Genomic DNA, 22,161 nt, shown 5'->3' on the forward strand with positions numbered 1-22,161 from the left:
TCAAGACCCTTAGGATTATGCGATGTACGAATTCAGAAGGGCCGATAGCGCCGATCTCGCCGCGATCGTTGGTTTGCTTGCCGATGACGGAATCGGCGCGAGCCGCGAGGTGGTCAGCGATCCGGTGGACGGGCGCTACCGGGCGGCGTTCGCGGCGATCGAGGCTGACCCCAACCAGTTGCTTGCCGTCGCGGTCGACGGGACAGGACGTGTCGTTGGCTGCCTGCAGCTCTCGTTCATACCCGGCCTTTCACGCACCGGCATGTGGCGCGGCCAGATCGAGAGCGTGCGGGTTGCCCGCGAAGTTCGCGGCGGCGGGCTCGGCGCCGAGTTCATCCGCTGGGCGATCGCCAGATGCATCGACCGCGGATGCGGGCTGGTCCAGCTCACATCCGACAAGGCGCGCGCCGACGCGATCCGCTTCTACGAGAAACTCGGTTTCGTCGCGACGCACGAAGGGCTGAAGCTGTCGCTCTGAGCGGCGGCTACTTCAACTTGCCGATCATCGAGGCTTCCGGGAAACAGGTCGGCCTCAGACCGTTCTTTTCCTGCCATTGTCCGATCGAACGCCGCGTCTTGTAGCCCGGCAGCCCATCCGATCCGCCGACATCGTAGCCCTGCCGCTCGAGCGCCTTCTGCATCGTCGCCACGTCCGAGCGCAGCATGTGCCCGACATCGCCCCATCGGCCCTGGAAGGCGGCCGAGCCATGGGCGATCCGGTCGGCAAGATTGCCGATGTAGAGCGCGTAGAGGTCGGAGTTGTTGTATTCCTTGATGACGTAGAAATTCGGCGTGACGATGAATTCCGGCCCGTCGCGACCCGCCGGTACCAGCATCATGCTCGGAGCCTTCATCTCGCCCGCAGGGAAGGCCTTGCCCGTTACCCTGTTGATGCCGAGCGAGGCCCAATGCGACAGCGGCTTTGCGAGGTCGGGCCCTTCCTGCGCGCAGGAGACATTGGCGGGGATCGAGACCTCGAAGCCCCAGTCGCGGTCGCGCTGCCAGCCTTTCTTGGATAGATAGTTGGCTATAGAGGCGAGCGAATCCGGCACGGAGGTCCAGATGTTGCGGTGGCCGTCGCCGTCGAAATCGACGGCATATTTCAGGTAGCTCGTCGGCATGAATTGCGGCTGTCCGAGCGCGCCTGCCCAGGAGCCCTTGAAGCTTGCGGGCGCGACGTCGCCGCCGTCCAGAATGTGCAGCGCCGCGACCAGTTCGGTGCGGAACATCTCCTTGCGGGTGGACATGAAGGCCTTGGTGGCCAGCACCTCGATCGCGGAATTGGGGATCTTCGCCGCACCGAAGCCGGTCTCGCGACCCCAGACGGCGAGCACGATTGGCCCCGGCACGCCGTAGGTCTTCTCGATCCGCCTGAGCGTCGAGGCATGCTGGCTCGCCATGGCGCGGCCGGTAATCGCAAGCTTCTGCAGCCGTGCTTCGGTGAAGTAGCTGCCGGGCGAGGAGAATTCCGCCTGGCTCTGCTTGCGCTCCTTCGGCGGCGGAAAGCCGGGTGGGGCAAGGTCCGGCAGATCCCAGTTCAGCTCGATGCCGGCAAAGGCGGCCCGGAACGTCTTCTCGGAGATGCCGTTCTTGCGCGCCTCCGGCCAGAGATCGTTCTGCACCCAGCTTTCGAACTGGGCCTCGACATCGGCTTTCGATGGGGCGGCGGATGCCGGGCCATGCAACAGGATCGTGAGAGCCGCGCCGAGGATCGAAAGCCGGCCAAAAATGCCCATGAAGCTGCCTCCCTAGATTGCCGTTCGTGCTCGCAGCGCCGCCGTGAGTGTACCTTCGTCAAGGTAGTCGAGCTCGCCGCCGACAGGCACACCGTGCGCGAGACGTGTGATCTTCATGTCGAAGCCGGAAAGCTGGTCGGTTATATAGTGTGCTGTGGTTTGCCCCTCGACCGTCGCATTGACCGCGATTATCAGCTCGCGGACGCCGCCTTCGCCGATGCGGTCGATGAGGCCGCGGATGTTGAGGTCGTCCGGGCCGATGCCGTCCAGCGGGGAGAGCGCCCCCCCCAGCACGTGGTAGGCGGCGTTCAGCGCGCCGGCGCGTTCAAGTGCCCAGAGGTCGGAAACGTCTTCGACGACGATGATGACGGACTGGTCGCGGCGGTCGTCAGTGCAGACCGTGCAGGGGTCGACGGTATCGACATTGCCGCAGCGCGAGCAGATCTTGACCTTGTCATAGGCTTCGCCCATCGCCTGCGAAAGCGGCCCGAGCAGCTGGTCCTTCTTCTTGATGAGGTGGAGTGCTGCCCGCCGCGCCGAGCGGGGGCCGAGCCCCGGCACTTTTGCCAAGAGCTGGATCAGTTTCTCGATTTCGGGACCGGTGACTCGCTTTGCCATAGGCGGCTTTTAGACGATATCGTGCCGAAACGGAAATGCGTAAGGACGTCGCTGCAATGAAAATACTGTCTGTCTGCCTCGGACGCCCGGAGAGGCTGCGGGGAAGGCAATACAAGACCGGCATCTACAAGCATCCCGTCGGCGGCGCGGTCCTGATCGACGAGGAAGGGCTCGTCGGCGACGCGATATGCAACCGCAAGCACCATGGCGGTGAGGATCAGGCGATCCTGCTGGAAGGCTCACTGACGCTCAGCTGGTGGGCGCAGGAACTCGGCGTAACACTGGAACCCGGCGCCTTCGGCGAGAATCTCGTTATCGACGGCCTCGACAACCGGCAGGTCTGCGTCGGTGATCGTTTCATCGCCGGCAATCTCGTGCTCGAGGCGACGTCGGCACGCATCCCCTGCGCGACCTTCGCCGCGAAGATGGGCGATCCCCGGTTCGTCAAGCGCTACACGAGGGCCGGCAGGCCGGGCGTCTATTGCCGTGTCCTTGCCGGAGGCGCGGTCGAGGCTGGATTGCCGGTCGAATACGTGCCCTACGCCGGCGCCGGGGTGACGATGCCGGAGATGATGGCGAGCTTCGGCAGGAAGCTCTCGGACGAGGATAGGGCGCGTTATCTCGCGGCACCCATCCACCGCAAGCTCAGGGCTGCGCTGGAAAGCTAGCCTCGGCAATCCCACGCTCGAAATCCCCAAGGAGGGCCTTGCCTTCCGGCCAGTCGCCGATGCCGCTTGCGGCGTTGACGTGGCCGCGGGCGCCGATCTCGGTGACAGCGCTGCCCCATTCCCCGGCGCGGCGATATGCGTGATCGAGTGATCCATAGGGATCATCGCTGCTCGCGACGATCATCGACGGAAAGGTAAACCGCGCTATGGGCGGCTCGGCAAAGCCCGCCGCCTCCGCGGGAAACGAAGGAGAACTGCTGTCCGGAACGGCAACAAGGAAAGCGCCGGCGATCTTTGCAGTGCCGCGCGCAGCCCAATGCGTGACGAGCAGGCAGGCAAGACTGTGCGCCACGAGCAGCGGCGGCCTTGCGCAGCGGGCGATCTCGCGTTCCAGCGCGTCGATCCAGTCGGCAAGATCCGGTTCGTCCCAGCTTCTCGGCTGGAAGCGACGCATGCGCCCGTCAGCCTTTTCCCAGAATGTCTGCCAGTGGCTGTCGCCCGATCCGCCGATGCCGGGCATGATGATGACTTCGCTCATGTCTCGCCTTCCATCCGTCTATGCTCGGAAGAAACATGACTGAGGTGGCGCCCGATTGACATGCAGATCCATCGGAGGAAAGCTTCTGCCGCCGATGGATTGAAGGTGGACCAACAAAATGCTTGCAACAGCTGGCCAGCAGCTCGACCCGACCGACATGCTGATCATCGAGATCATGCAGGAGGACGGCCGGATTTCCGTTTCCGAACTCGGCCGCAAGATCGGCCTGTCGCAACCTGCCACCTCCGAGCGCCTGAAGCGGCTGGAGGAGAGGGGCATCATCACCGGCTACGGCGCCCGCATCGATCCTGCCGTCCTGGGGCTCGGGATGATGGCCGTGATCCGGCTGCGGACGACCCATGAGTTCATCCGCCCGTGCCTGAAGCAGTTCTCGGAAATGCCGCACGTCATGGAGGTGCTGCGGCTGACGGGCGAGGACTGCTTCATTCTCAAGGTGCTGGTTCCGTCGCCGGCAGAGCTCGAGACCATTGTCGATTCGATTGCCCGCTACGGCGCGGTCACGACATCGCTGGTTCTGCGCGCCGAGCCAGCCAAAACCATCGGCCGTGCATTAATCCGCCGGGCGAATAGCTAGATCGGCAAGCGCAGTGATCAGAACGGCAGCTTGAAGCCGGGCGGGATCGGCAAGCCGGCGGTCAGTTCCTTGGTCTTTTCGGCGGCAAGCGCCTCGGCCTTGTCCTTGGCATCCTTATGGGCCGCCACGATCAGGTCCTCGAGGATCTCGACATCGTCTTCCTTGAAGAGCGAGGGATCGATCTTGAGGCCGAGAAGCTCGCCCTTGCCGCTGATCCGGACGGTGACCAGGCCACCGCCGGCCTTGCCTTCGGCGTGAAGCTCGGCGATCTCCGCCTGCATCTTCTCCATCTTGGCCTGCATTTCCTTGACCTTGCCCATCATTCCCATGATGTCGCGCATAGTCGGTATCCCTTCGTTCGTCTGTCTTGTCTCAGAATTCTATGTCGTCGCCGGGCAGGATGTCGCCCTCTTCGGACTCTGCCGCCGCGGGCGGCGCTGCCTGCTCGTCCTCTTCCGGCTCGCCGGCGCGCACGCGCACGTCGATGATCTTCGCGCCGGGGAACTGCGCGAGGATCGCCGCCACGTCGGGGTCCTGGCGCGCGTCGCTCACGCGCTGTTCCTGCGCCTTGGCTTCCGCCTCGACCATTGTCGGCTCGCCGGCCTCGCGGCTGAGCGAGACGATCCAGTGGATGCCCGTCCACTCCTTGAGCTTGACCGCGAGCTCGTTGAGCAGCGTACCGGGAGCGCCTTCGGTCAGGCTGACGTCGAGCCGGCCGGGCTCGATGCGGACGGGGCGCACGAAATTGCGCACCAGCGCCTTGATCTTCGCGTCGCGCTTCTCGCCGGCGAGATTGGCAATATCGGCGATCGAATTGACCGGCACCAGGGGCTTCGGCGCCTCGCTCTGCCTCGTTTCGATGCGGCCGACAGGGATGCTCTGCGGGTCGGGATTGGGTACGGCGCGCAGCATCGCGGTCGGGCCGGAAGGCTGTGGGCGCGGCACCGCGTCGGTCGCCCTAGCCGCGAGATTGCCCTGATAGTTCACTGTCGCGCCGTTGCTGCCACCATTGCCCGACGGTGCAGAGGGCTTGCTGCCGCCACTCGTCTCCGAAAATTCGGCAAGCCGGCGTGCGGCATCTTCCGGCGCGGGCAGGTGGGCGGCGTGGGCAAGGCGGATCAAGACCATTTCCGCAGTCCCCGCCGTGCGCGAAGCGCCTTCCGTCTCCTCGATGCCCTTGAGCAGCATCTGCCAGATGCGCGAAAGCGTCGTCACGGCGACGCCCTGAGCGAATTCGCCGGCCTTGGTCCGCTCGATCTCGCTCAGCGAAGGATCGTCTGCGGCGTCAGGCACATATTTCAGCCGCGTCACCAGATGGGTGAAGTCGGCAAGATCGGTCAGCACGACGACCGGGTTGGCGCCCGCCTCGTATTGGCTCTGGAATTCGTTGAGCGCGCTTGCCACGTCGCCTTTGACCACGTGCTGGAAGAGGTCGACGATACGGGCGCGGTCGGCAAGGCCGAGCATGGAACGCACGGCTTCCGCTTCAACGATGCCGCTGCCATGGGCGATCGCCTGATCGAGCAGCGACAGCCCGTCGCGGGCCGAACCCTCGGCGGCGCGTGCGATCATCGCCAGTGCATCCGGCTCGGCCTCGATGCCTTCCTTGCCGGCAATGGTGGTGAAGAGATGCACGAGATCGGAAGCGCTGATGCGGCGCAGGTCGAAGCGCTGGCAACGTGAAAGCACCGTGATCGGCACCTTGCGGATCTCGGTGGTGGCGAAGATGAACTTCACATGCTCCGGCGGCTCCTCGAGCGTTTTCAGAAGCCCGTTGAAGGCCTGCGTCGAGAGCATGTGCACTTCGTCGATGATGTAGACCTTGTAGCGCGCCGAAACCGGGCGGTAGCGCACCTGCTCGATGATCTCTCTGATATCGTCGATGCCGGTATGCGAGGCGGCGTCCATCTCGATCACGTCGACATGACGGCCCTCCATGATCGCCTGGCAATGCTCGCCCGGAATGCGAAGGTCGATCGTCGGTTTGTCGATCTCGGCCGTCTTGTAATTGAGTGCCCGCGCCAGGATGCGCGCCGTCGTCGTCTTGCCGACCCCGCGAACGCCGGTCAGCATGTAGGCCTGCGCGATGCGTCCGGTCTCGAAGGCGTTGGTGAGCGTGCGCACCATCGGCTCCTGGCCGACCATCAGATCCGTGAAGTCCTTGGGGCGGTATTTGCGGGCCAGCACCCGGTAGCCGGTGCCTGTCGAGGCAGCATCTTGTGACTGTCGCTCGGTGTCGCTCATCGCCCTGCTTGTCGCCCGGTTCACGAGCTTTTCGGAAGAGAAGGTGGGAGGCTGGCACGATGACCCGTGCCGGGGCTCGTTAGGGCTGCTTCCTTCCGGACCTGACCCGGTTGGCGAGTGGCTCGTCCACCACCAACCTCCCGGATGCACATATCGGCAATATCGCCATCAAAAGCAAGCCAAGACCCGAAAAAACTGCTAAACGTTATGAAAAGACTGGAGGATAGCACCTTTGAGCGCATTCATGCTCGACAAGCGCCTGGCGGCCGATAGCGAGCCGGTGGCCGTAACCGGCCTTTGCGAATTGAGACTGATGCGGGATAGTCGCTGGCCGTGGCTGCTGCTTGTTCCGCGACGGCCGGATATTGCCGAGCTCTTTGAGCTGACGCCGCTCGACCAGGTCATGCTGACCTTCGAAACCAACATGGTTGCGAGCGCGCTGAAGCAAACCACCGGAGCGACAAAAATCAATGTCGGGGCTCTTGGCAATATGGTCCGGCAGCTTCATGTTCATGTCATTGCCCGGTTCGAGGGGGATGCGAATTGGCCCGGTCCCGTGTGGGGCCATGGCACGGCGCAGCCATATGAGCCTGGGGAAATGCGTAGATTCATAGAAAGTTTGCGGGAAGCCCTTTCGCCATGAGCCATTCGATCTTCAGTTCCGATGCGCCGCATCAGGAAGCGAGTAATCTCACTGCCTTTGCCGGCAACGATCTCGACCGGCAAGCGGAACACCGCGACGAACAGTCCGTGGAAAAGGCGCTGCAGAGGGACGGCACCCATATTCTCGCCTTCACCAAGGAAAAGCTGGTGCTGAAGCACGACGGGCAGGTGCTGGATCCGCTCTTTGCGCGCTACGAGCTGCAGGAGCTCGATCCCGATTGGGACGAGGCGATCCTGCTCGGCTACCGCAAGACCGGCGAGCCGCGGCTTGCGGTGCCGGTGCGCATCGACGCCGAGGAACTGGCCTGCCAGTACAAGCCCGCGGATGCCCGCTCGCTCTATCGCGACATGCTGCTTGACGACATGCTTCTCGGCGAGGTGGCCCAGGGCGTGAGCCTCATCCGCTGGAACGGCGACAATCGCTTCTGCGGCCGGTGCGGTTCGCCGATGGAGAGCCGCATCGGCGGCTACAAGCGTGTGTGCACCGCCTGCGAGCACATCATCTTCCCGCGCACCGATCCGGTCGTCATCATGCTGGCGATCGACGAGGAGCGCGATCGCTGTCTGCTTGGCCGCAGCCCGCACTTTCCGGAGGGCATGTATTCCTGCCTGGCCGGCTTCCTGGAGCCGGGCGAGACGATCGAGAATGCCGTGCGCCGCGAAACCCTGGAGGAATCCGGCATTCAGATCGGGCGCGTCCGCTACCATGCCTCGCAGCCCTGGCCCATGCCGCATTCGCTCATGATCGGCTGCTATGCCGAGGCCAAGACCGTCGATATCCTGCGGGACGAAGCGGAGCTCGAGGACTGCCGCTGGTTCAGCCGCGATGAGACGCTCGCCATGCTCGAACGGGTCACCGCTCCGTCCGGGCACACATCACCGCCCAAGGGCGCGATCGCCCACCGCCTGATGCGCGACTGGGTGGAGTGGAATAGTTAGGACCGGCCATGGCGCGCTCGGAACGCCTGTTGACGTTGCTCCAGACGCTGAGGCGCCACAGGCTGCCTGTCAGTGGGGCGGCGCTTGCGAGCGAGACGGGCGTCAGCCTGCGCACGCTCTACCGCGACATTGCCAGCCTGCAGGCGCAGGGGGCGATGATCGAGGGCGAAGCCGGCGTTGGCTACGTGCTGAAACCCGGCTTCATGCTGCCGCCGATGATGTTCTCCCAGGACGAGATCGAGGCGCTCGTGCTCGGTTCGCGCTGGGTCGCCAAGGCGGCTGACCCGCGGCTTGCCGTTGCCGGCTCGGACGCGCTTGCCAAGATCGCCGCCGTGCTGCCGTCGGATCTTCGCGAGGAGATCGATACCTCCACCTCGATCGTGGTCAAGCAGCGCTATGCCGAGGACAGGGCGGATCTTGCGGCGATCCGCAAGGCGATCCGCATGGAGCGCGTGCTGGAGCTGACCTATAGCGATGAGGCCGGGGCCATCTCCGTGCGCCGCGTCTGGCCGTTTGCGCTCGGCTATTTCGAGCGCACGCGCCTATTGATGGCCTGGTGCGAATTGCGCCGGGATTTCCGACATTTCAGGACCGACCGGATTGCCGAAATCGTGCCCCACGACACCCGCTATCCGCGCCGGCGCGCGGTGCTGCTGAAGGAGTGGCGGGAGCAACAGGAAATGGCCACGGACGTCTGATCAATGCTGCCAGAATCTGTCAGCAGATGCAGCTATTATCGGTTCCATCAAAGGAGGATCGATCATGGCAAGCAACGATCTCATCAGGCATAACGTTACCGAGCGTCCCTCTACAGAAGCCTATATGCAGGAATGGCTTTCCCAGCAGGTCGGGCACCTGCGCCATGCCATTGGCGCTCTGCAACACATGGCAGGCCACTCTTCGCAACTCGATCTCGATGCGATGCCGGACCGCGTGAAGCGCGATCTCGGTTTCATGGACGGGCGCGAGCCTCGTTACGAAGGCGTCCTGCCTCGCTGATAGCCCTTTCTGCCCGGCGCCGCGTGCAATCGTGTGAGCGGCCGGGCCCTCGTTCCGCCGCCTGCCTCCCAGGGCGGCGGACGTATTTTATCCTCTTTGCGAAACGCATCGGAGCACGCGCATGATCAGCCCCAACCTCATCATTCTCTATGTGAAAGACCCCGCCGACAGCATTCCCTTCTACCAGGATCTGCTTGGTCGCCCGCCCTCGGTCGCGGCTCCCAATTTCGCGGCCTTTTCGGTCGATGGCGGCCTCACCCTGGGCCTCTGGCGGCGCAGTAGCGTCCAGCCCCAGCCCTCTGCCATCGGCAATCGCGGCGAAGTGGCCTTCATGGTCGAAGGCGAGGGCGCAGTCGCGGCCCACTACAAGGACTGGCAGCGGCGTGGACTGCCTATCGCCCAGGAACTCACGGAAATGGACTTCGGCCCGACCTTCGTCGTGCTCGATCCGGACGGTCATCGGCTACGGGTCTGCGAGCCGGACAAGTGAGCACCGTGCGGTGCATCCGGCTTTCGGATGCGCCTAGAGCTGTCCGCGCATCGGGTGGCCCTTGTAGACGCCGAGAAGGCGGACCTTCTCGGAGAAGAACCGAAGCTCCTCCAGCGCCCGGCGCACCGGCGCGTCGTTCGGATGGCCCTCGATATCGGCATAGAACTGGGTGGCGATGAACTTGCCGCCCAGCTGGTAGCTTTCGAGCTTCGTCATGTTGATGCCGTTGGTGGCAAAGCCACCGAGCGCCTTGTAGAGCGCGGCCGGGATGTTCCTGACGTTGAAGACGAAGGTGGTGACGATCTTTTCGTCTTCGCTGGTCCGCTGCGCCCATTCCTCGTCCCGCGAGAGCACCACGAAGCGGGTCATGTTGCTTTCGATGTCTTCGACATTCTCGGCGACGATATCAAGGCCGTAGAGGTCGGCGGCCAGGCGCGGGGCGAGTGCCGCCATCGTGCGGTCGCCGGTTTCCTTCACGAGCTTTGCCGCCCCCGCCGTGTCGCCGGCGATCACCGGTTTCCAGCCATGGGCGCGCACGATATTGCGGCATTGGCCAAGCGCATGGATGTGGCTGTGGACGGTGCGGATCTCGTCCTTCGTGACGCCCGGCAGCACCATCAGCTGGAAGCGGATCGGCATGAAATACTCGCCGATGATGTGCAGGCGCGATTCCGGCAGCAAATGATGGATGTCGGCGACGCGCCCGGCAATCGTGTTCTCGATCGGGATCATCGCGATGTCGGCCTCGCCGTTGTCGACGGCGATGAATGCATCCTCGAAGGTCTGGCAGGGTAGCGGTTCCATCGTCGGGAACATGTCGCGGCAGGCCATGTCTGAATTGGCGCCGAAATCCCCCTGGAAGGCAATCTTGTTGGTTCTGGCAATCATTGGAAACGTCCGTCAGAGAGTGCCGCCGGCAAGGATGCGGCGTGCCTTTTCGAGGTCGGCGGGAGTATCGACACCGAGTGGTACCGTGTCAACGATCTCGACATCGATGCGCATGCCTGCCTCGAGCGCCCTCAGTTGCTCAAGCGATTCGCGCCTCTCGAGCGGCGAAGGCGGCAGGCTCACGAAGCTCTCCAGCGCGGTCCGGCGGTAGGCATAGAGCCCGATATGGTGATAGAGCGGGCCTTTGCCGTGCGGGGCGGTGGCGCGGGTGAAATAGAGCGCCCTTAGCCGGCTTTCGGAAAGGGGCGAGCCAACCACCTTGACGACGTTCGGATTGGTCTTCTCCTCCTCGTCGGTGATCTCGACCGTCAGGGTTGCAATGTCGACGGCCGGGTTCTCCAGGGGCCGCAACGCGGCGCGAATCGTCTGCGGGTCGATCGTCGGCAGGTCGCCCTGGACGTTGACGATGATCTCAGCCTTGCCCTGGGGGTCGAGGAGCCGCAGCGCCTCGTGGATGCGATCCGAGCCGGACTGATGATCCTTGCTCGTCATGATCGCCTCGAAGCCGGCAGCCGTGACCGCGTCGAAAACCTGGGCGTCATCGACGGCGACGGCGATGCGTCCGATCGCGGCTTCCGCGGCACGCTTCGCAACCTGGACGATCATCGGAAGGCCGCAAATATCGGCGAGCGGCTTACCCGGCAGGCGGGTGGAGGCCATGCGTGCCGGAACGAGTACCAGCACCTGATCTGAGTTTGGATAAATCATTGTTCGGTCTTCTGTCTCCGGCGGAAAAGTGTCAAAAAGTCTCATGCCTTGGAGCATTTAGACAGTTGCAACAAACAGCCAAAAGACATAGGTTCCGCGCGATTTCAAGATGGCCCGGTTTCAGATCTGCCGGCTGCAAGGGGAGCATTGCAGATGAATTCATACATGAATATGGCGTTGGGGGCGCTGCTGGGCACTCTGTTTGTGCTCATGTCGGTTTCGATCGCGTCGGAAGGTATCTTTCATTCGGAGGCACCGGAGAAGGAAGGCTTCGCGATCGTCGCCGAGGAGGCCCCTGCCGGCGGTGGCGGCGGCGAGGCTGCACCAGCAGCGGTGCCGATTGCCAAGCTGCTTGCTTCTGCTGACGCGAAGGCCGGTGAGACCGTATTCAAGAAGTGTCAGGCCTGTCATGACGGCACCAAGGGAGGTCCCAACAAGGTTGGTCCGAACCTCTTTGGTGTCGTAGATCGCCCGATCGCCTCGCATGAGGGCTTTGGCTATTCCTCCGCCATGAAGGACTTCTCCAAGGGTTCTTCCGAGAAGTGGACTTTCGAGAACCTCAACAAGTTCCTGCTGGCTCCGAAGAAGGACGTTCCGGGCACCGCGATGGGCTTTGCGGGCCTGCCGAAGGACGCCGATCGCGCCAACGTCATCCTCTACCTGCACACCCTTGCCGATTCGCCGGTGCCGCTGCCGGATCCGAACGCGGCCACCGCCACCCAGTAAGGGCTGCCAGAAGCACGGCAAGAGGCACGATTTCGGAAGCCCGGTTTCAGCCGGGCTCAGACTGCCGACAAAGCCCTCAACTCGATTGATGGCTTAGAGATCACCCAAATACCCACCACCGTCATACCGGCCTTGAGTCGGTATCCAGCGCGATCAAATCCTTGATCGCGAAAGACTCTTTCGCCGCGCCGACGCGCGGCTGGCTGGCTTCCGGCTGAAGGCCGGAATGACGGAAAATCAAGGTGTGTCGAACCACAAGAGGTTTGTCAGCAGGCTGAACCCGGTTTCAGCCGGGCTTTTTCTTTGCCGCCATCTCTGTTCCGTGATGCAGGCCGTCATTCGGCCGCGATCTTGCTCCCGGTCATGCAGCGGTCCATGTCGTAGACTGCAAGCCCTTCCTGGATCGTCGGAGGTACCCGCCAGTCCTCGGCGCTGACCGACTGGCGCGCGTCGCGAAGCCCGGCGTTCCAGTGCTCGTGCATGGAAAGAGCGGAGAATTCATAATCCTTGGAATGGGCCTGGAACTGCTTGCTGCGGTAGATCAGGTGGATGATCGTGACGCCGTAGTCGGAGCAGTTTCGCTTCATCCTGCGGATCGCCGGATCCTTCAGCGCTTCCGGCGGCAGCCGGGCATAGAGATCCGCGATAGTGCGGCGCAGCTTGTGACGTTCCAGGAAGATGTCGGTGTTGAGCCGGGTGCGGCTGGAATAGGTGATGTCCTTGCGCCGCTCCTCCACCTCCTCGATATCTTCAGGCATGGACCCGGTGGAGCTGAAGAGGTCGACCTGGAAGACGACGGTGTTCACCTCGGAACCCTTGGCAAGCACGTAGCTGAGCGGCGTATTGGAGACGAGGCCTCCATCCCAGTAGTGCTGGCCGTCGATCTCGACCGCCGGAAACCCGGGCGGCAGCGCGCCGCTCGCCATGACGTGCTCGGGCGTGATTTTCGTATCGCGGTTGTCGAAGAAGGCGAAGTTTCCGGTGCGCACATTGACTGCACCGAGGCTGAGGCGGACCGCCCTGCTGTTGATGAGGTCGAAGTCGATATGCTCGAGCAGCGTTTCCCGCAGCGGCATGGTGTCGTAGAGGCTTGTCGCGCCGGCCGAGCCGCGTCTCTGAAACCAGGGCAGGGCTTGGCGGGGAGTGAAGAAGCCGGGAACGCCGAGGAGCGCGGCCCACCAGGAGCTGACGGCGCGGTAGTGCCGGCTGGGTTCGGCGTCGCGGCGCATCAGCCAGTCCACCGGGAATTCGACGCTCACGCGGTTCCAGAAGGATTTGAGCTTCTCCACCCGATGGCCGGGCGGGTTGCCCGCCATGATGGCGGCATTGATCGCGCCGATGGAAATCCCGGCGATCCAGTCGGGCTCTATGCCGCTTTCCGTGAGCGCCTCGAAGGCGCCTGCCTGATAGGAACCGAGGGCGCCGCCGCCCTGGAGCACGAATACCTTCTGCGCATAGGCGGAAGCCGGATTTTCGGGAAAGGACGCTGCGATGTTCATTGGGCCATCCTGTGTTGCGCCGCTTCAGGAAGGCGGCGAAGCCAACAGACAAACTATCTCCCGCCCGGAACATAGCCGCGCTGTCCGGGCGCGCATAGACTATTTGCGCCACAGCCGCCCGGCAATCCCGCGCAGGCGCTATCTATCCGAGGAAATAAGCCCAGAGCGAGACGGAGATGGCGCCGAGAGCGGTCGTGATGGTGATCGTCGATGCCGCAAGGCCATGGCCGACGCCGAAGCGGTTGGCAATCAGCCAGGCGTTGACGCCCGTCGGGACAGATGAGGTCAGGACCAGCGCCGCCGTCCATTCGTCGCTGAGATCGAGGAGGTGGCTGGCCGTCCACACGCTGGCTGGCAGCAAAAGCAGCTTCAGGACGGACGTCATGCTCGCAATGCCGACATTGCCGGAGATGCCGTATTTCCGCAGCGCCATTCCGAGAGAAATGAGAGCCGCCGGACCTGCGATGTCTGCGATCTGCTCGACGACGTTGTCGATCGGCAGCGGCATCTTCAGGCCCGTCAGATGCAAGGCCATTCCGGCGGCAAGTCCGAGCACCAGGGGATTGCGCACGAGATTGGAGCCGACCTGCTTCAGTACCAGGCCGATGCCGCGCTGGTGCTCGCCCGCCCGCTTGCGTTCGGCGTGCTCCATCAGCACCGTGCCCGCCACCATCATGACCGGCAGATGCACGGCAAGAAGAATTGAGAGCGCCACCATGCCGTCGCCGCCGACAGTGCGCCCCACGAGCGGAAGGCCGATGAAGACGTTGTTGGCAAAGGCCGAGGAAACGCCTGCGAGGACGCCGATCCGCTCCTCGCGGCCGAAAAGCCGCGTCGCGGCGAGATGGCCGGCCGTCCAGGTGATCGCAACGCCCGAGAAATAGGCGATCCATAGTCGAAACGGCGATGCTCCCTGAAAATCGGCCTCGGCGATGGTGCGGAACAGGAGCAGCGGCACGGCGATCTTGAAGACGAATTCGCTGAGGGCGTCTCCAACAGGGGCGGCGAGAATGCCGACGCGCACGATCAGCCACCCGATCAGGATCAGGATGAATACCGGCAGGACGTCGAACAGGATTTCGGACATGCAGGGAGGGCGCGCTTTTGCGGGGAATTGGCCGGAAACCCGACCGGCGGGAAAATAGCTTGCCCCAAGGCATGCGACACACTGGCACGGCTTGCAACAAAAAAAGCGGGCAACGCCCGCTTTTCCGCATCCGGCCGCGCCGGATATGTCCAGATTGCAACGCCGCCAGTTCATCCGTGGTCGGCGTCGCATCCGAATGAGGTGAAGGGTATCATACCCACCCGACCGGCGGCGGGACTTTCCCCCGCTCCTCATGCCGGTTGCATGGTAAAGAAATACAGAAGGAAAGTAACAGCCAAATGACGTAGCCACGCCGCTCCTGGCTTCATGCTTTTTGCGCCTGGCTCGGTTTTCCCTTCCAAAGCGCGCAAAAACCGCTAATACCAATCACCGGCTATCACAAAACCGGGGCTTCCTTTTTATGACTCGATTCGATGTTCTGACAGTCGGCAATGCGATCGTCGATATCATCTCGCGCTGCGATGATCAGTTCCTCATTGACAACAAGATCACCAAGGCAGCGATGAACCTCATCGACGCCGAACGCGCCGAGCTGCTCTATGCACGCATGGGCCCCGCGCTCGAGGCTTCCGGCGGCAGCGCCGGCAACACGGCAGCGGGCGTCGCGAGCTTCGGCGGCAAGTCGGCCTATTTCGGCAAGGTCGCTGAGGACCAGCTGGGCGGCATCTTCACGCACGATATCCGCGCCCAGGGCGTTCACTACGAAACGAAGCCGAAGGGCACCTTTCCGCCGACGGCCCGCTCCATGATCTTCGTCACCGAGGACGGCGAGCGCTCGATGAACACCTACCTCGGGGCCTGCGTCGAGCTCGGCCCGGAAGACGTGGAAGCCGACGTCGTGGCGGATGCGAAGGTCACCTACTTCGAAGGCTATCTCTGGGATCCGCCGCGCGCCAAGGAAGCGATCCGCGAATGCGCCCGCATCGCCCATGAGAACGGCCGCGAAGTGTCGATGACGCTGTCCGACAGCTTCTGCGTCGATCGCTATCGCGGCGAGTTCCTGGATCTCATGCGCTCCGGAACCGTCGACATCGTCTTTGCCAATACGCAGGAAGTGCTCTCGCTTTACGAGACCGACGACTTCGAGCATGCTCTCACCAGCATCGCCAAGGATTGCAAGATCGCCGCCGTGACCCGCAGCGAACATGGCGCCGTCATCCTGAAGGGCGGCGAGCGCCATTATGTCGATGCGATCCAGATCGAGAAACTGGTCGACACCACGGGGGCGGGCGATCTCTTTGCAGCCGGCTTCCTCCACGGCTACACCCTGGGCCGCTCGCTCGAGGATTGCGGCAGGCTCGGCTGCCTTGCCGCTGGCATCGTCATCCAGCAGATCGGTCCGAGGCCGATGATGTCGCTTGCCGAGGCCGGCCGGACAGCCGGTCTTATTTGAAGGCTTCCCCGGGATAGGCGCCCCAGATCTCGGACTGCGCCACCCAGCCCTCTCCGCCTTCGGTGGATGCAAGGCACCAGTCGCCGTTGCATTCGCCGATGTGTATCAGGACGCCCGGCTCGAGCTTTGCGATCACCGCGCTCGAAGGCTGCGGCTCGCGTCGCATGTTGACGAAGACCGACTCGCCCTTGCCCTTCATCCACGGTGCTGCGATCGCCGCGCGCTGGCCGGACAACAGCGACTGATTGACCCAGCCTTCGGTGCCGTCGGCATCGCGAATGCGGCGCCAGTTATCGTATTCCTGGATGATTTCGACGGGCAGGCCCGACTTGAGATAGAGCCAGGAGACCGCATAGTCGGTGCCGGGGCCGATGCGCAGGTTCACCCTCTTCGACTTCAGCGTGACGAAACGCGGCAGCGGCAGGCCGCTCGGCCCCTTTGCCGCCTGCGCATGGGCGAGTTCGACGCCGCCTGCCGCAATGAAGAGGCCCATGGCAAACGCGACGCAGGACTTCAGGATTGTGCTACGCATGACGGCTTCCGTTCGCTCGAATTCCAGGCAGGCACCCAAGGGCCTGCGTGCTCAGGGCTTGACGATCCGCCAGCGGCGCCACGAGTTTTGTTTGTCTTCGCGTGCGGGTCTGGTAGAAATTGCCCGGAACGGGAGAACTATCTCGCTTCTTGGTTAAGGACCTCTGAACAGGGCATCGAAAGCGGCCATGACAACGAAGAAAAAACCGAAGGTGTACATCACCCGGAAACTGCCCGATGTGGTCGAGACGCGAATGCGGGAGCTCTTCGATGCCGAGCTCAATATCGACGATACGCCGCGCTCCCATGACGAACTCGTGGCTGCCGTGAAGGCCGCCGATGTGCTGGTGCCGACGGTGACCGACCGCATCGATGCCTCCCTCATCGACGAGGCCGGCCCGCAGATGAAATTGATTGCGAGCTTCTCCAACGGCACGGACCATATCGACGTGGAGGCCGCCGCACGCAAAGGCATCACCGTCACAAATACGCCGAACGTGCTGACCGAAGATACGGCCGACATGAACATGGCGCTGATCCTCGCCGTGCCGCGGCGCCTTGCCGAAGGTGCGCGGATACTGACCGACAAGCCCGGCGAATGGGCGGGCTGGTCGCCGACCTGGATGCTCGGGCGACGCCTGCACGGCAAGCGCATCGGCATCGTCGGCATGGGTCGGATCGGCACGGCCGTTGCCCGCCGCGCCAAGGCCTTCGGCCTTTCGATCCATTACCACAACCGCAAGCGTGTCAACCCGGCGACAGAGGACGAGCTGGAGGCGACCTTTTGGGACAGCCTCGACCAGATGCTCGCCCGGGTGGACATCGTCTCGGTCAATTGTCCCTCGACGCCCGCGACCTTTCATCTGCTTTCGGCGCGGCGACTGGCGCTGATGCAGCCGTCGGCCTATCTCGTCAATACCGCCCGCGGCGACGTCATCGACGAGGCGGCGCTGATCAAGTTCATCCGCGAGGGCAAGATCGCCGGTGCCGGGCTCGACGTGTTCGAGAACGAGCCGCACGTCAACCCGAAGCTCATCAAGCTTGCCAACGAGGGCAAGGTCGTCCTCCTGCCTCACATGAGTTCGGCGACGATCGAGGGCCGCATCGACATGGGCGACAAGGTCATCATCAACATCCGGGCCTTCATCGACGGCCATCGGCCGCCGAACCGGGTTCTTCCGTGGCGCTGAGGGGAGGGGCAGGCCGCACCGGCTTACGCATCTCGATCGAGGTCGTTCGGCCGAAGCCGGCATGGGCGTTTTCCGCGGTCTTCACAAAGCCCCAGGCGCTGAAGACCGCGTGATTTTCCTCAAGCTCGATGCGTGTCTCGAGCCGCAGCGACGACAGGCCGAGGTCGCGTGCAGTCTCTTCAGCCCCGGCCAACAGCCTTCGCCCGATGCCTTTACCCTGGGTCTCGGGCAGGACAGCGAGCTTGCCGATATAGAGCGATCCGCCTTCCGGACGGCAGAAGACGCAGCCGACAAGGTGGGCTCCGTCGAGAGCGACGAAGCCGATCTCAAGCCCTGCCTTTTCCACCAGCGTCGCCGGCGTCAGCCGCAGTGCCGAGGACGGCGGATCGATCCGGCCGTCCATATAGGCGAAGGAACGCAGGATGAGGTCGAGCAATTCGTCCCAGCGGTCGAAGGTCTGATCGAGCCTGACAAGATGCATCGGCCTATTCGGCGGCCTCGCGAGCCCGCCGATAGCGGATCGTGTCGAAGCGGGCCGAAAGACTGTCATAGAGCATCAGGCGACCGACGAGCGGCTCGCCGGCGCCGGTGACGAGCTTGATCGCCTCCATCGCCATCAGCGTGCCGATGACGCCGGTCAGCGCGCCGACGATGCCGGCTTCGGCGCAGGAGGGCACGAGGCCGGGCGGCGGCGGTGCTGGAAAGAGATCGCGATAGGAAGGGTAGAGCTGCCCGTCCGGGCCGGCCTCGTAGGGCTTGAGCACCGTCAGCGAGCCGTCGAAGCGGCCGACCGCGCCGGAGACGAGCGGCAGGCGCGCGACTTCCGTCGCATCGGCCACGGCATAGCGCGTGTCGAAATTGTCGGATCCGTCGATGACGACGTCGAAGCCGGAGAGAAGCCGTTCGGCCGTTTCGGCCGTGAAGCGTTCCTCGAAGCGGATGACGCGCACATGCGGGTTGAGTCGGGCGATGGCGTCCGCTGCACTCTGCGTCTTCAATTCGCCGATCGTGCCGGAATCGTGAATCACCTGCCGCTGCAGGTTGGAGAGGGAGACGCGGTCGTCGTCGACGATACCGATCGTACCGACGCCGGCCGCCGCCAGATATTGCAATACGGGTGCGCCAAGACCGCCGGCGCCGATCACGAGAATACGGGCGGCCTTCAGTTTCTGCTGCCCGCTGCCGCCGATCTCCGGCAGGAGAATGTGGCGCTTGTAGCGGTCGATTTCTTCGGGGCTCAAGGGTTCCATGGCGGATATGCTAGCACCGCGCGGCGGGCTGGGGAACACGAAACGTTAGGGTGCGACGCTACCGTGGGTGACCGTGAGGAACTGCGCCCGCTCGCCGAGGGCGGAGAACATCGACCGGTCGGTACCCGTCATGAAGGCCTGTCCGCCGAGGCTGTCGACCAGATCGAAGAGGGCTGCGCGCCGTCCCTCGTCGAGATGGGCGGCGATCTCGTCGAGCAGGAGCACGGGCGCATGGCCGGTGAGATTGGCGACGAGCCGCGCATGGGCGAGCACTAGGCCGACAAGCAGCGCCTTCTGCTCGCCGGTCGAACAGCGGGCTGCCTCCATCGCCTTCTCGCGGTGAGCGACAAGGAGATCGGCGCGGTGCGGACCATCGAGCGTGCGGCCGGCGGCGGCGTCGCGGTAACGGGATTCCCTCAGGCTTTGCCGGTAGGCATCTTCCAGGTCGACAGCGGGACGGCCGAATTCGCCATCGAAGAAGCCCGTGAGCTCCAGCGTCGCACGGGGGAAGGGCGTTGCCTCGCTCCGTTCCTCGATCAGCCGCGAGAGCAGGCCGAGCATCTCCTGCCGGGCGAGCGCCATGGCGACGCCGAGGCTCGCCATCTGCTCCTCGATGCCGGACAGCCAGGAGGGATCGAAACGGCTCTCGGAAAGCAGCTTGTTTCGGCTGCGCATGGCGCGCTCGAAATCGCTGGCACGGCGGCCATGCGCCGGATCGAGCGAAAGCACGAGCCGATCGAGGAAACGGCGGCGGTCGGAGGAGCCGCCGGTGAAAAGCCCATCCATGGCCGGCGTCAGCCACAGGACGCGCAGGTGGTCGGTGAGTTCGTCGACGGTCTTTGCCGCCGTGCCATTGATGCGCAGCCGCCGCACCGCCGTTTCGTCTGTCGTGTCGACGCCGGTACCGATCTCCACCTCGCCCTCCATGCCCTCGAGCTCCGCAAAGACGGAGAAGCCGCCGGAGCCGCCGACGCGGGCGACATCGGCATAGGCAGCCCGGCGCAGACCGCGGCCGGGGGAGAGGAAGGAGACTGCCTCCATGAGGTTGGTCTTGCCGGCGCCGTTTTCCCCCGTCAGCACCACATGCCGTCCGTCGAGCACGAGTGCCGCCGCCGCATAATTGCGGAAGTCGGTAAGCTTCAGGCGGCTGAGCGAGACCTTGTGCGGCATGGGGTGTCCGGATTCGAATGAGGCAGAGAGCTAAGCCCTGCGGCAGGCGATGGCAAGGGCGGCATCCATGCATTGCCCACGGGGAGCCTTCACGCGGCCCTTCGGCCCGTGGCTTGAAGAGTTTCGGCCGGGGCACGTCGAGTGCCTGGCAAGTGAATAAAACAGTGACACCCTGACGTGCCCCGCTTCGGCTGTTTGTGCCCGCGACTTCGGTCCTTCTGCAGCGGCAGGCCGTCCGGCTGTTTTGCCGTCGGCACCCCGAGATCCGGTCGGACATGCGATCCGACGCAGCCTTGAAGCCCGCCAACCTTTGTCGCCACACAGGCGCGCCTGGCGCGCTGTTACGGGCAGCCGCAGGCAGGGGCCGGTCCGACGCCCTTTCGCCTGCGCCCCGTGTCGCCAGGGGAAGACCATGTTCCGCGGACCCCACAGGCCGGCTCTTGCGTCCGTCCCCGACCTGCGGCACCGGCCCCACCTCGCCGGAACACCTTCCGGTGTATCCGATGACGGGACGCGGCAAGTGTAGGCACGGGTCTGCCGGACGGGGACGAAGGGAGGCGGGAATTCGCCTAAGCGATTGGGATTGTTGGGGGTGGCTCGCGGGATTGTCCCCGCACTTGTGCCTGGATGCTCGGGTCAGGTCCGAGGATCCAGGCCGATCACCGAAGCGGTGGCTCTATGCTGGCTTCCTCGCCGCGGCTCTCCCCGACCTTCCCGGCGGCCCTCATTGCCAGAGCCAGAACGTCGAAGATGCGGGGATCAAGTGTCTGGGAGACGTTGAAGCGCATGAAGCTTGTTGCCGATTGCGAGAGGCTGAAGGCGTTCCCGGGTGCCAGCACGACGTTCCTTTCCAGTGCGGCATGCGCGACGTCAGCCGCGTCGATGCCATCAGGCAGCCGGCACCAGAGGAACATGCCGGCCTGCGGTTCGAGCCATGGTGTGAAACCTATGGACTTCAGCCGGGCGGAGACGTGGGCCATGGTCTCGGATAGGCGGCTTCGCAGGCCCTCGACATGCTTGCGATGGCTGCCGTCGCTCAAGACGTTGAGGACCAGTTCTGCCATCAGCGGACCCCCGCCAAATGACGTCGCGATCTTGAGATCGGTCAGGCCCTCGATCCATTCCGGTCTCGCAACCACAAAGCCGCAGCGCGCGGAGGCGGACAAGGTCTTCGAGAAGCTGCCGATATGGATGACCCGGTCCAGCCCGTCGAACGCAGCCAGGCGCGGTGCGTGCGTGTATTCGAAATCGGCGAAGATGTCGTCCTCGATGATCGTCAGATCGAACTGGTCGGCAAGTTTGAGGACCCGGTGAGCGGTCACGGGGGAAAGCACCGCACCGGTCGGGTTGTGAATGGCCGAGTTGGTGATGTAGAGGCGGGGCCGGTGTTCGGCGACCGTCTGCGCGAAGGCCTCGATGTCCGGACCCGATTGGGTGTAGGGGACGCTGACGATCCTGGCGCGATGGGCCCGAAGCAGGGCGTGAAAATTGAAGTAGCAGGGATCATCGACCAGCACCGTGTCGCCGGGCTCGAGAAAAAGCCGACACAGAAGGTCGATGGCCTGCGTGCCCGACTCGGTCAGCATGACCTGGTCCGGAGAGGCTTCGATGCCTCGCTCGGCGGCGCGCCGGGCGATGAGTTGGCGAAGCGGCGGCAATCCCAGCGGTGAGCCGTATTCGGCCAGGGCGGGCATTCCCAGACGGGAAAGGGAGCGAAGCGCCCGGCGGATGCCCTCCTCGGGAAGCCAGGAGGCAGGAAGCCAGCCGCAGCCCGGCTTGAGGCCGCCATCACCCGCTTCGAGTGACTGCCGCGATACCCAGAACGGATCGACCGCACGATCGAGCCTCGGGCCGGCCTCGGAGAGCGAAAACGGGGCGGTCTGGTTTGCGACGTAGAAGCCGGACCCCGGTCTGGATAGGATCGCACCCTCGGCGACAAGGCGTTCATAGGCATCGACGACGGTTGAGGTCGACACCTTCAATGTTGCCGCCAGCGCCCGGACCGATGGCAGCTTCGCACCGGGCGTGAGACTGCGGCCCGCGATCCGTTGCCTGATCGTGGTCATGACCATCGCCACGCGGGTGGTGCCTGCTGCTCCGCCTTCTGTCATCTGTATTGCTACCTCAACCATAACAGTTTGGAAGAAC

25 protein-coding genes and 1 other RNA gene are annotated in these 22,161 nt (G+C 64.0%); 11 read left to right on the forward strand and 15 right to left on the reverse strand.

Features of this window, described 5'->3' with window-relative positions; translation table 11 throughout:
• The first annotated feature begins 22 nt into the window (after positions 1 to 22).
• Positions 23 to 478, forward strand: coding sequence for a GNAT family N-acetyltransferase (locus EV286_RS13650; RefSeq protein WP_132957689.1), 456 nt, complete (start codon positions 23 to 25; stop codon positions 476 to 478).
• A 7-nt stretch (positions 479 to 485) separates the two neighbouring features.
• On the opposite strand, the gene EV286_RS13655 is transcribed toward EV286_RS13650, so the two are convergent.
• Both EV286_RS13655 and recR read right to left on the reverse strand, forming a co-directional pair.
• Complete coding sequence (locus EV286_RS13655; protein ID WP_132957690.1) at positions 486 to 1,736, reverse strand: lytic murein transglycosylase; 1,251 nt, start codon at positions 1,734 to 1,736, stop codon at positions 486 to 488.
• 12 nt (positions 1,737 to 1,748) lie between these two features.
• The gene (gene recR, locus EV286_RS13660; RefSeq protein WP_132957691.1) at positions 1,749 to 2,354 is read right to left on the reverse strand and encodes a recombination mediator RecR; all 606 of its coding nucleotides are present in this window, start codon (positions 2,352 to 2,354) and stop codon (positions 1,749 to 1,751) included.
• 56 nt (positions 2,355 to 2,410) lie between these two features.
• Here recR and EV286_RS13665 point away from each other — a divergent pair, with 56 nt between their 5' ends.
• A complete protein-coding gene (locus EV286_RS13665; protein WP_132957692.1) occupies positions 2,411 to 3,022 on the forward strand; it encodes an MOSC domain-containing protein in 612 nt (203 codons plus the stop codon).
• Here EV286_RS13665 and EV286_RS13670 read toward each other — a convergent pair.
• The gene (locus EV286_RS13670; protein ID WP_132957693.1) at positions 3,000 to 3,560 is read right to left on the reverse strand and encodes an alpha/beta fold hydrolase; all 561 of its coding nucleotides are present in this window, start codon (positions 3,558 to 3,560) and stop codon (positions 3,000 to 3,002) included. The genes EV286_RS13665 and EV286_RS13670 overlap by 23 nt on opposite strands.
• Before the next feature lie 118 nt (positions 3,561 to 3,678).
• Here EV286_RS13670 and EV286_RS13675 point away from each other — a divergent pair, with 118 nt between their 5' ends.
• Positions 3,679 to 4,155: an Lrp/AsnC family transcriptional regulator gene (locus EV286_RS13675; protein WP_132957694.1), complete on the forward strand. Its 477-nt coding sequence runs from the start codon at positions 3,679 to 3,681 to the stop codon at positions 4,153 to 4,155.
• A gap of 17 nt (positions 4,156 to 4,172) precedes the next feature.
• Here EV286_RS13675 and EV286_RS13680 read toward each other — a convergent pair whose 3' ends face one another.
• The 3 genes from EV286_RS13680 to ffs form a co-directional block, all read right to left on the reverse strand.
• A complete protein-coding gene (locus EV286_RS13680) occupies positions 4,173 to 4,496 on the reverse strand; it encodes a YbaB/EbfC family nucleoid-associated protein (protein WP_132957695.1) in 324 nt (107 codons plus the stop codon).
• 31 nt (positions 4,497 to 4,527) lie between these two features.
• On the reverse strand, positions 4,528 to 6,399 hold the full coding sequence (locus EV286_RS13685) for a DNA polymerase III subunit gamma/tau (protein ID WP_132958056.1): 1,872 nt from the start codon (positions 6,397 to 6,399) through the stop codon (positions 4,528 to 4,530).
• A 43-nt stretch (positions 6,400 to 6,442) separates the two neighbouring features.
• Positions 6,443 to 6,540, reverse strand: an RNA gene (gene ffs / locus EV286_RS13690) — signal recognition particle sRNA small type.
• Between the two features lie 91 nt (positions 6,541 to 6,631).
• Between ffs and EV286_RS13695 the strand changes: the two genes are divergently transcribed.
• The 5 genes from EV286_RS13695 to EV286_RS13715 all read left to right on the forward strand — a co-directional run bounded on the left by EV286_RS13695 (position 6,632) and on the right by EV286_RS13715 (position 9,490).
• Positions 6,632 to 7,042, forward strand: a complete 411-nt coding sequence (locus EV286_RS13695; protein WP_132957696.1) for an HIT family protein — start codon at positions 6,632 to 6,634, stop codon at positions 7,040 to 7,042.
• Positions 7,039 to 8,001 (forward strand): NAD(+) diphosphatase, encoded by a 963-nt coding sequence (gene nudC, locus EV286_RS13700; RefSeq protein WP_132957697.1) that lies wholly within the window; start codon positions 7,039 to 7,041, stop codon positions 7,999 to 8,001. The genes EV286_RS13695 and nudC overlap by 4 nt, the downstream gene beginning before the upstream one ends.
• An 8-nt stretch (positions 8,002 to 8,009) precedes the next feature.
• The gene (locus EV286_RS13705) at positions 8,010 to 8,699 is read left to right on the forward strand and encodes a YafY family protein (protein WP_132957698.1); all 690 of its coding nucleotides are present in this window, start codon (positions 8,010 to 8,012) and stop codon (positions 8,697 to 8,699) included.
• Between the two features lie 64 nt (positions 8,700 to 8,763).
• Positions 8,764 to 9,000: a hypothetical protein gene (locus EV286_RS13710; RefSeq protein WP_132957699.1), complete on the forward strand. Its 237-nt coding sequence runs from the start codon at positions 8,764 to 8,766 to the stop codon at positions 8,998 to 9,000.
• 121 nt (positions 9,001 to 9,121) lie between these two features.
• Positions 9,122 to 9,490 carry a VOC family protein gene (locus EV286_RS13715; RefSeq protein WP_132957700.1) on the forward strand — a complete coding sequence of 123 codons (369 nt, stop codon included), beginning with the start codon at positions 9,122 to 9,124 and terminating at the stop codon, positions 9,488 to 9,490.
• A gap of 33 nt (positions 9,491 to 9,523) precedes the next feature.
• Here EV286_RS13715 and EV286_RS13720 read toward each other — a convergent pair whose 3' ends face one another.
• The gene (locus EV286_RS13720; protein ID WP_132957701.1) at positions 9,524 to 10,378 is read right to left on the reverse strand and encodes a prephenate dehydratase; all 855 of its coding nucleotides are present in this window, start codon (positions 10,376 to 10,378) and stop codon (positions 9,524 to 9,526) included.
• Positions 10,379 to 10,390: 12 nt separating this feature from the next.
• Positions 10,391 to 11,146 carry a 3-deoxy-manno-octulosonate cytidylyltransferase gene (locus tag EV286_RS13725; RefSeq protein ID WP_165932844.1) on the reverse strand — a complete coding sequence of 252 codons (756 nt, stop codon included), beginning with the start codon at positions 11,144 to 11,146 and terminating at the stop codon, positions 10,391 to 10,393.
• Positions 11,147 to 11,299: 153 nt separating this feature from the next.
• On the opposite strand from EV286_RS13725, the gene EV286_RS13730 reads away from it, so the two are divergent.
• Entirely contained in the window at positions 11,300 to 11,872 is a 573-nt protein-coding gene (locus tag EV286_RS13730; RefSeq protein WP_132957703.1) for a cytochrome c family protein, read from the forward strand.
• A gap of 335 nt (positions 11,873 to 12,207) precedes the next feature.
• Here the strand turns inward: EV286_RS13730 and EV286_RS13735 are convergent, their stop codons facing one another.
• Positions 12,208 to 13,371 carry a patatin-like phospholipase family protein gene (locus tag EV286_RS13735; RefSeq protein ID WP_132957704.1) on the reverse strand — a complete coding sequence of 388 codons (1,164 nt, stop codon included), beginning with the start codon at positions 13,369 to 13,371 and terminating at the stop codon, positions 12,208 to 12,210.
• 142 nt (positions 13,372 to 13,513) lie between these two features.
• Complete coding sequence (locus EV286_RS13740) at positions 13,514 to 14,458, reverse strand: AEC family transporter (protein WP_132957705.1); 945 nt, start codon at positions 14,456 to 14,458, stop codon at positions 13,514 to 13,516.
• Positions 14,459 to 14,879: 421 nt separating this feature from the next.
• Between EV286_RS13740 and EV286_RS13745 the strand changes: the two genes are divergently transcribed.
• Complete coding sequence (locus EV286_RS13745) at positions 14,880 to 15,872, forward strand: adenosine kinase (protein ID WP_132957706.1); 993 nt, start codon at positions 14,880 to 14,882, stop codon at positions 15,870 to 15,872.
• Here the strand turns inward: EV286_RS13745 and EV286_RS13750 are convergent.
• A complete protein-coding gene (locus EV286_RS13750; protein ID WP_132957707.1) occupies positions 15,865 to 16,404 on the reverse strand; it encodes an SH3 domain-containing protein in 540 nt (179 codons plus the stop codon). The two genes, EV286_RS13745 and EV286_RS13750, sit on opposite strands and share 8 nt — an antisense overlap.
• A 187-nt stretch (positions 16,405 to 16,591) precedes the next feature.
• Between EV286_RS13750 and EV286_RS13755 the strand changes: the two genes are divergently transcribed.
• The gene (locus EV286_RS13755) at positions 16,592 to 17,593 is read left to right on the forward strand and encodes a D-glycerate dehydrogenase (protein WP_132957708.1); all 1,002 of its coding nucleotides are present in this window, start codon (positions 16,592 to 16,594) and stop codon (positions 17,591 to 17,593) included.
• On the opposite strand, the gene EV286_RS13760 is transcribed toward EV286_RS13755, so the two are convergent.
• The 4 genes from EV286_RS13760 to EV286_RS13775 all read right to left on the reverse strand — a co-directional run bounded on the left by EV286_RS13760 (position 17,547) and on the right by EV286_RS13775 (position 22,145).
• The gene (locus EV286_RS13760) at positions 17,547 to 18,074 is read right to left on the reverse strand and encodes a GNAT family N-acetyltransferase (protein ID WP_132957709.1); all 528 of its coding nucleotides are present in this window, start codon (positions 18,072 to 18,074) and stop codon (positions 17,547 to 17,549) included. The genes EV286_RS13755 and EV286_RS13760 overlap by 47 nt on opposite strands.
• A gap of 4 nt (positions 18,075 to 18,078) precedes the next feature.
• Positions 18,079 to 18,843 carry a molybdopterin-synthase adenylyltransferase MoeB gene (locus EV286_RS13765; protein WP_132957710.1) on the reverse strand — a complete coding sequence of 255 codons (765 nt, stop codon included), beginning with the start codon at positions 18,841 to 18,843 and terminating at the stop codon, positions 18,079 to 18,081.
• 45 nt (positions 18,844 to 18,888) lie between these two features.
• Positions 18,889 to 20,013 carry a DNA replication/repair protein RecF gene (gene recF, locus EV286_RS13770; RefSeq protein ID WP_132957711.1) on the reverse strand — a complete coding sequence of 375 codons (1,125 nt, stop codon included), beginning with the start codon at positions 20,011 to 20,013 and terminating at the stop codon, positions 18,889 to 18,891.
• 659 nt (positions 20,014 to 20,672) lie between these two features.
• On the reverse strand, positions 20,673 to 22,145 hold the full coding sequence (locus EV286_RS13775; protein ID WP_132957712.1) for a PLP-dependent aminotransferase family protein: 1,473 nt from the start codon (positions 22,143 to 22,145) through the stop codon (positions 20,673 to 20,675).
• Positions 22,146 to 22,161: the final 16 nt, after the last annotated feature.

Origin of the sequence: Rhizobium sp. BK251 (genome assembly GCF_004345245.1) — a bacterium.
In the GTDB taxonomy this organism is placed as follows: domain Bacteria; phylum Pseudomonadota; class Alphaproteobacteria; order Rhizobiales; family Rhizobiaceae; genus Rhizobium.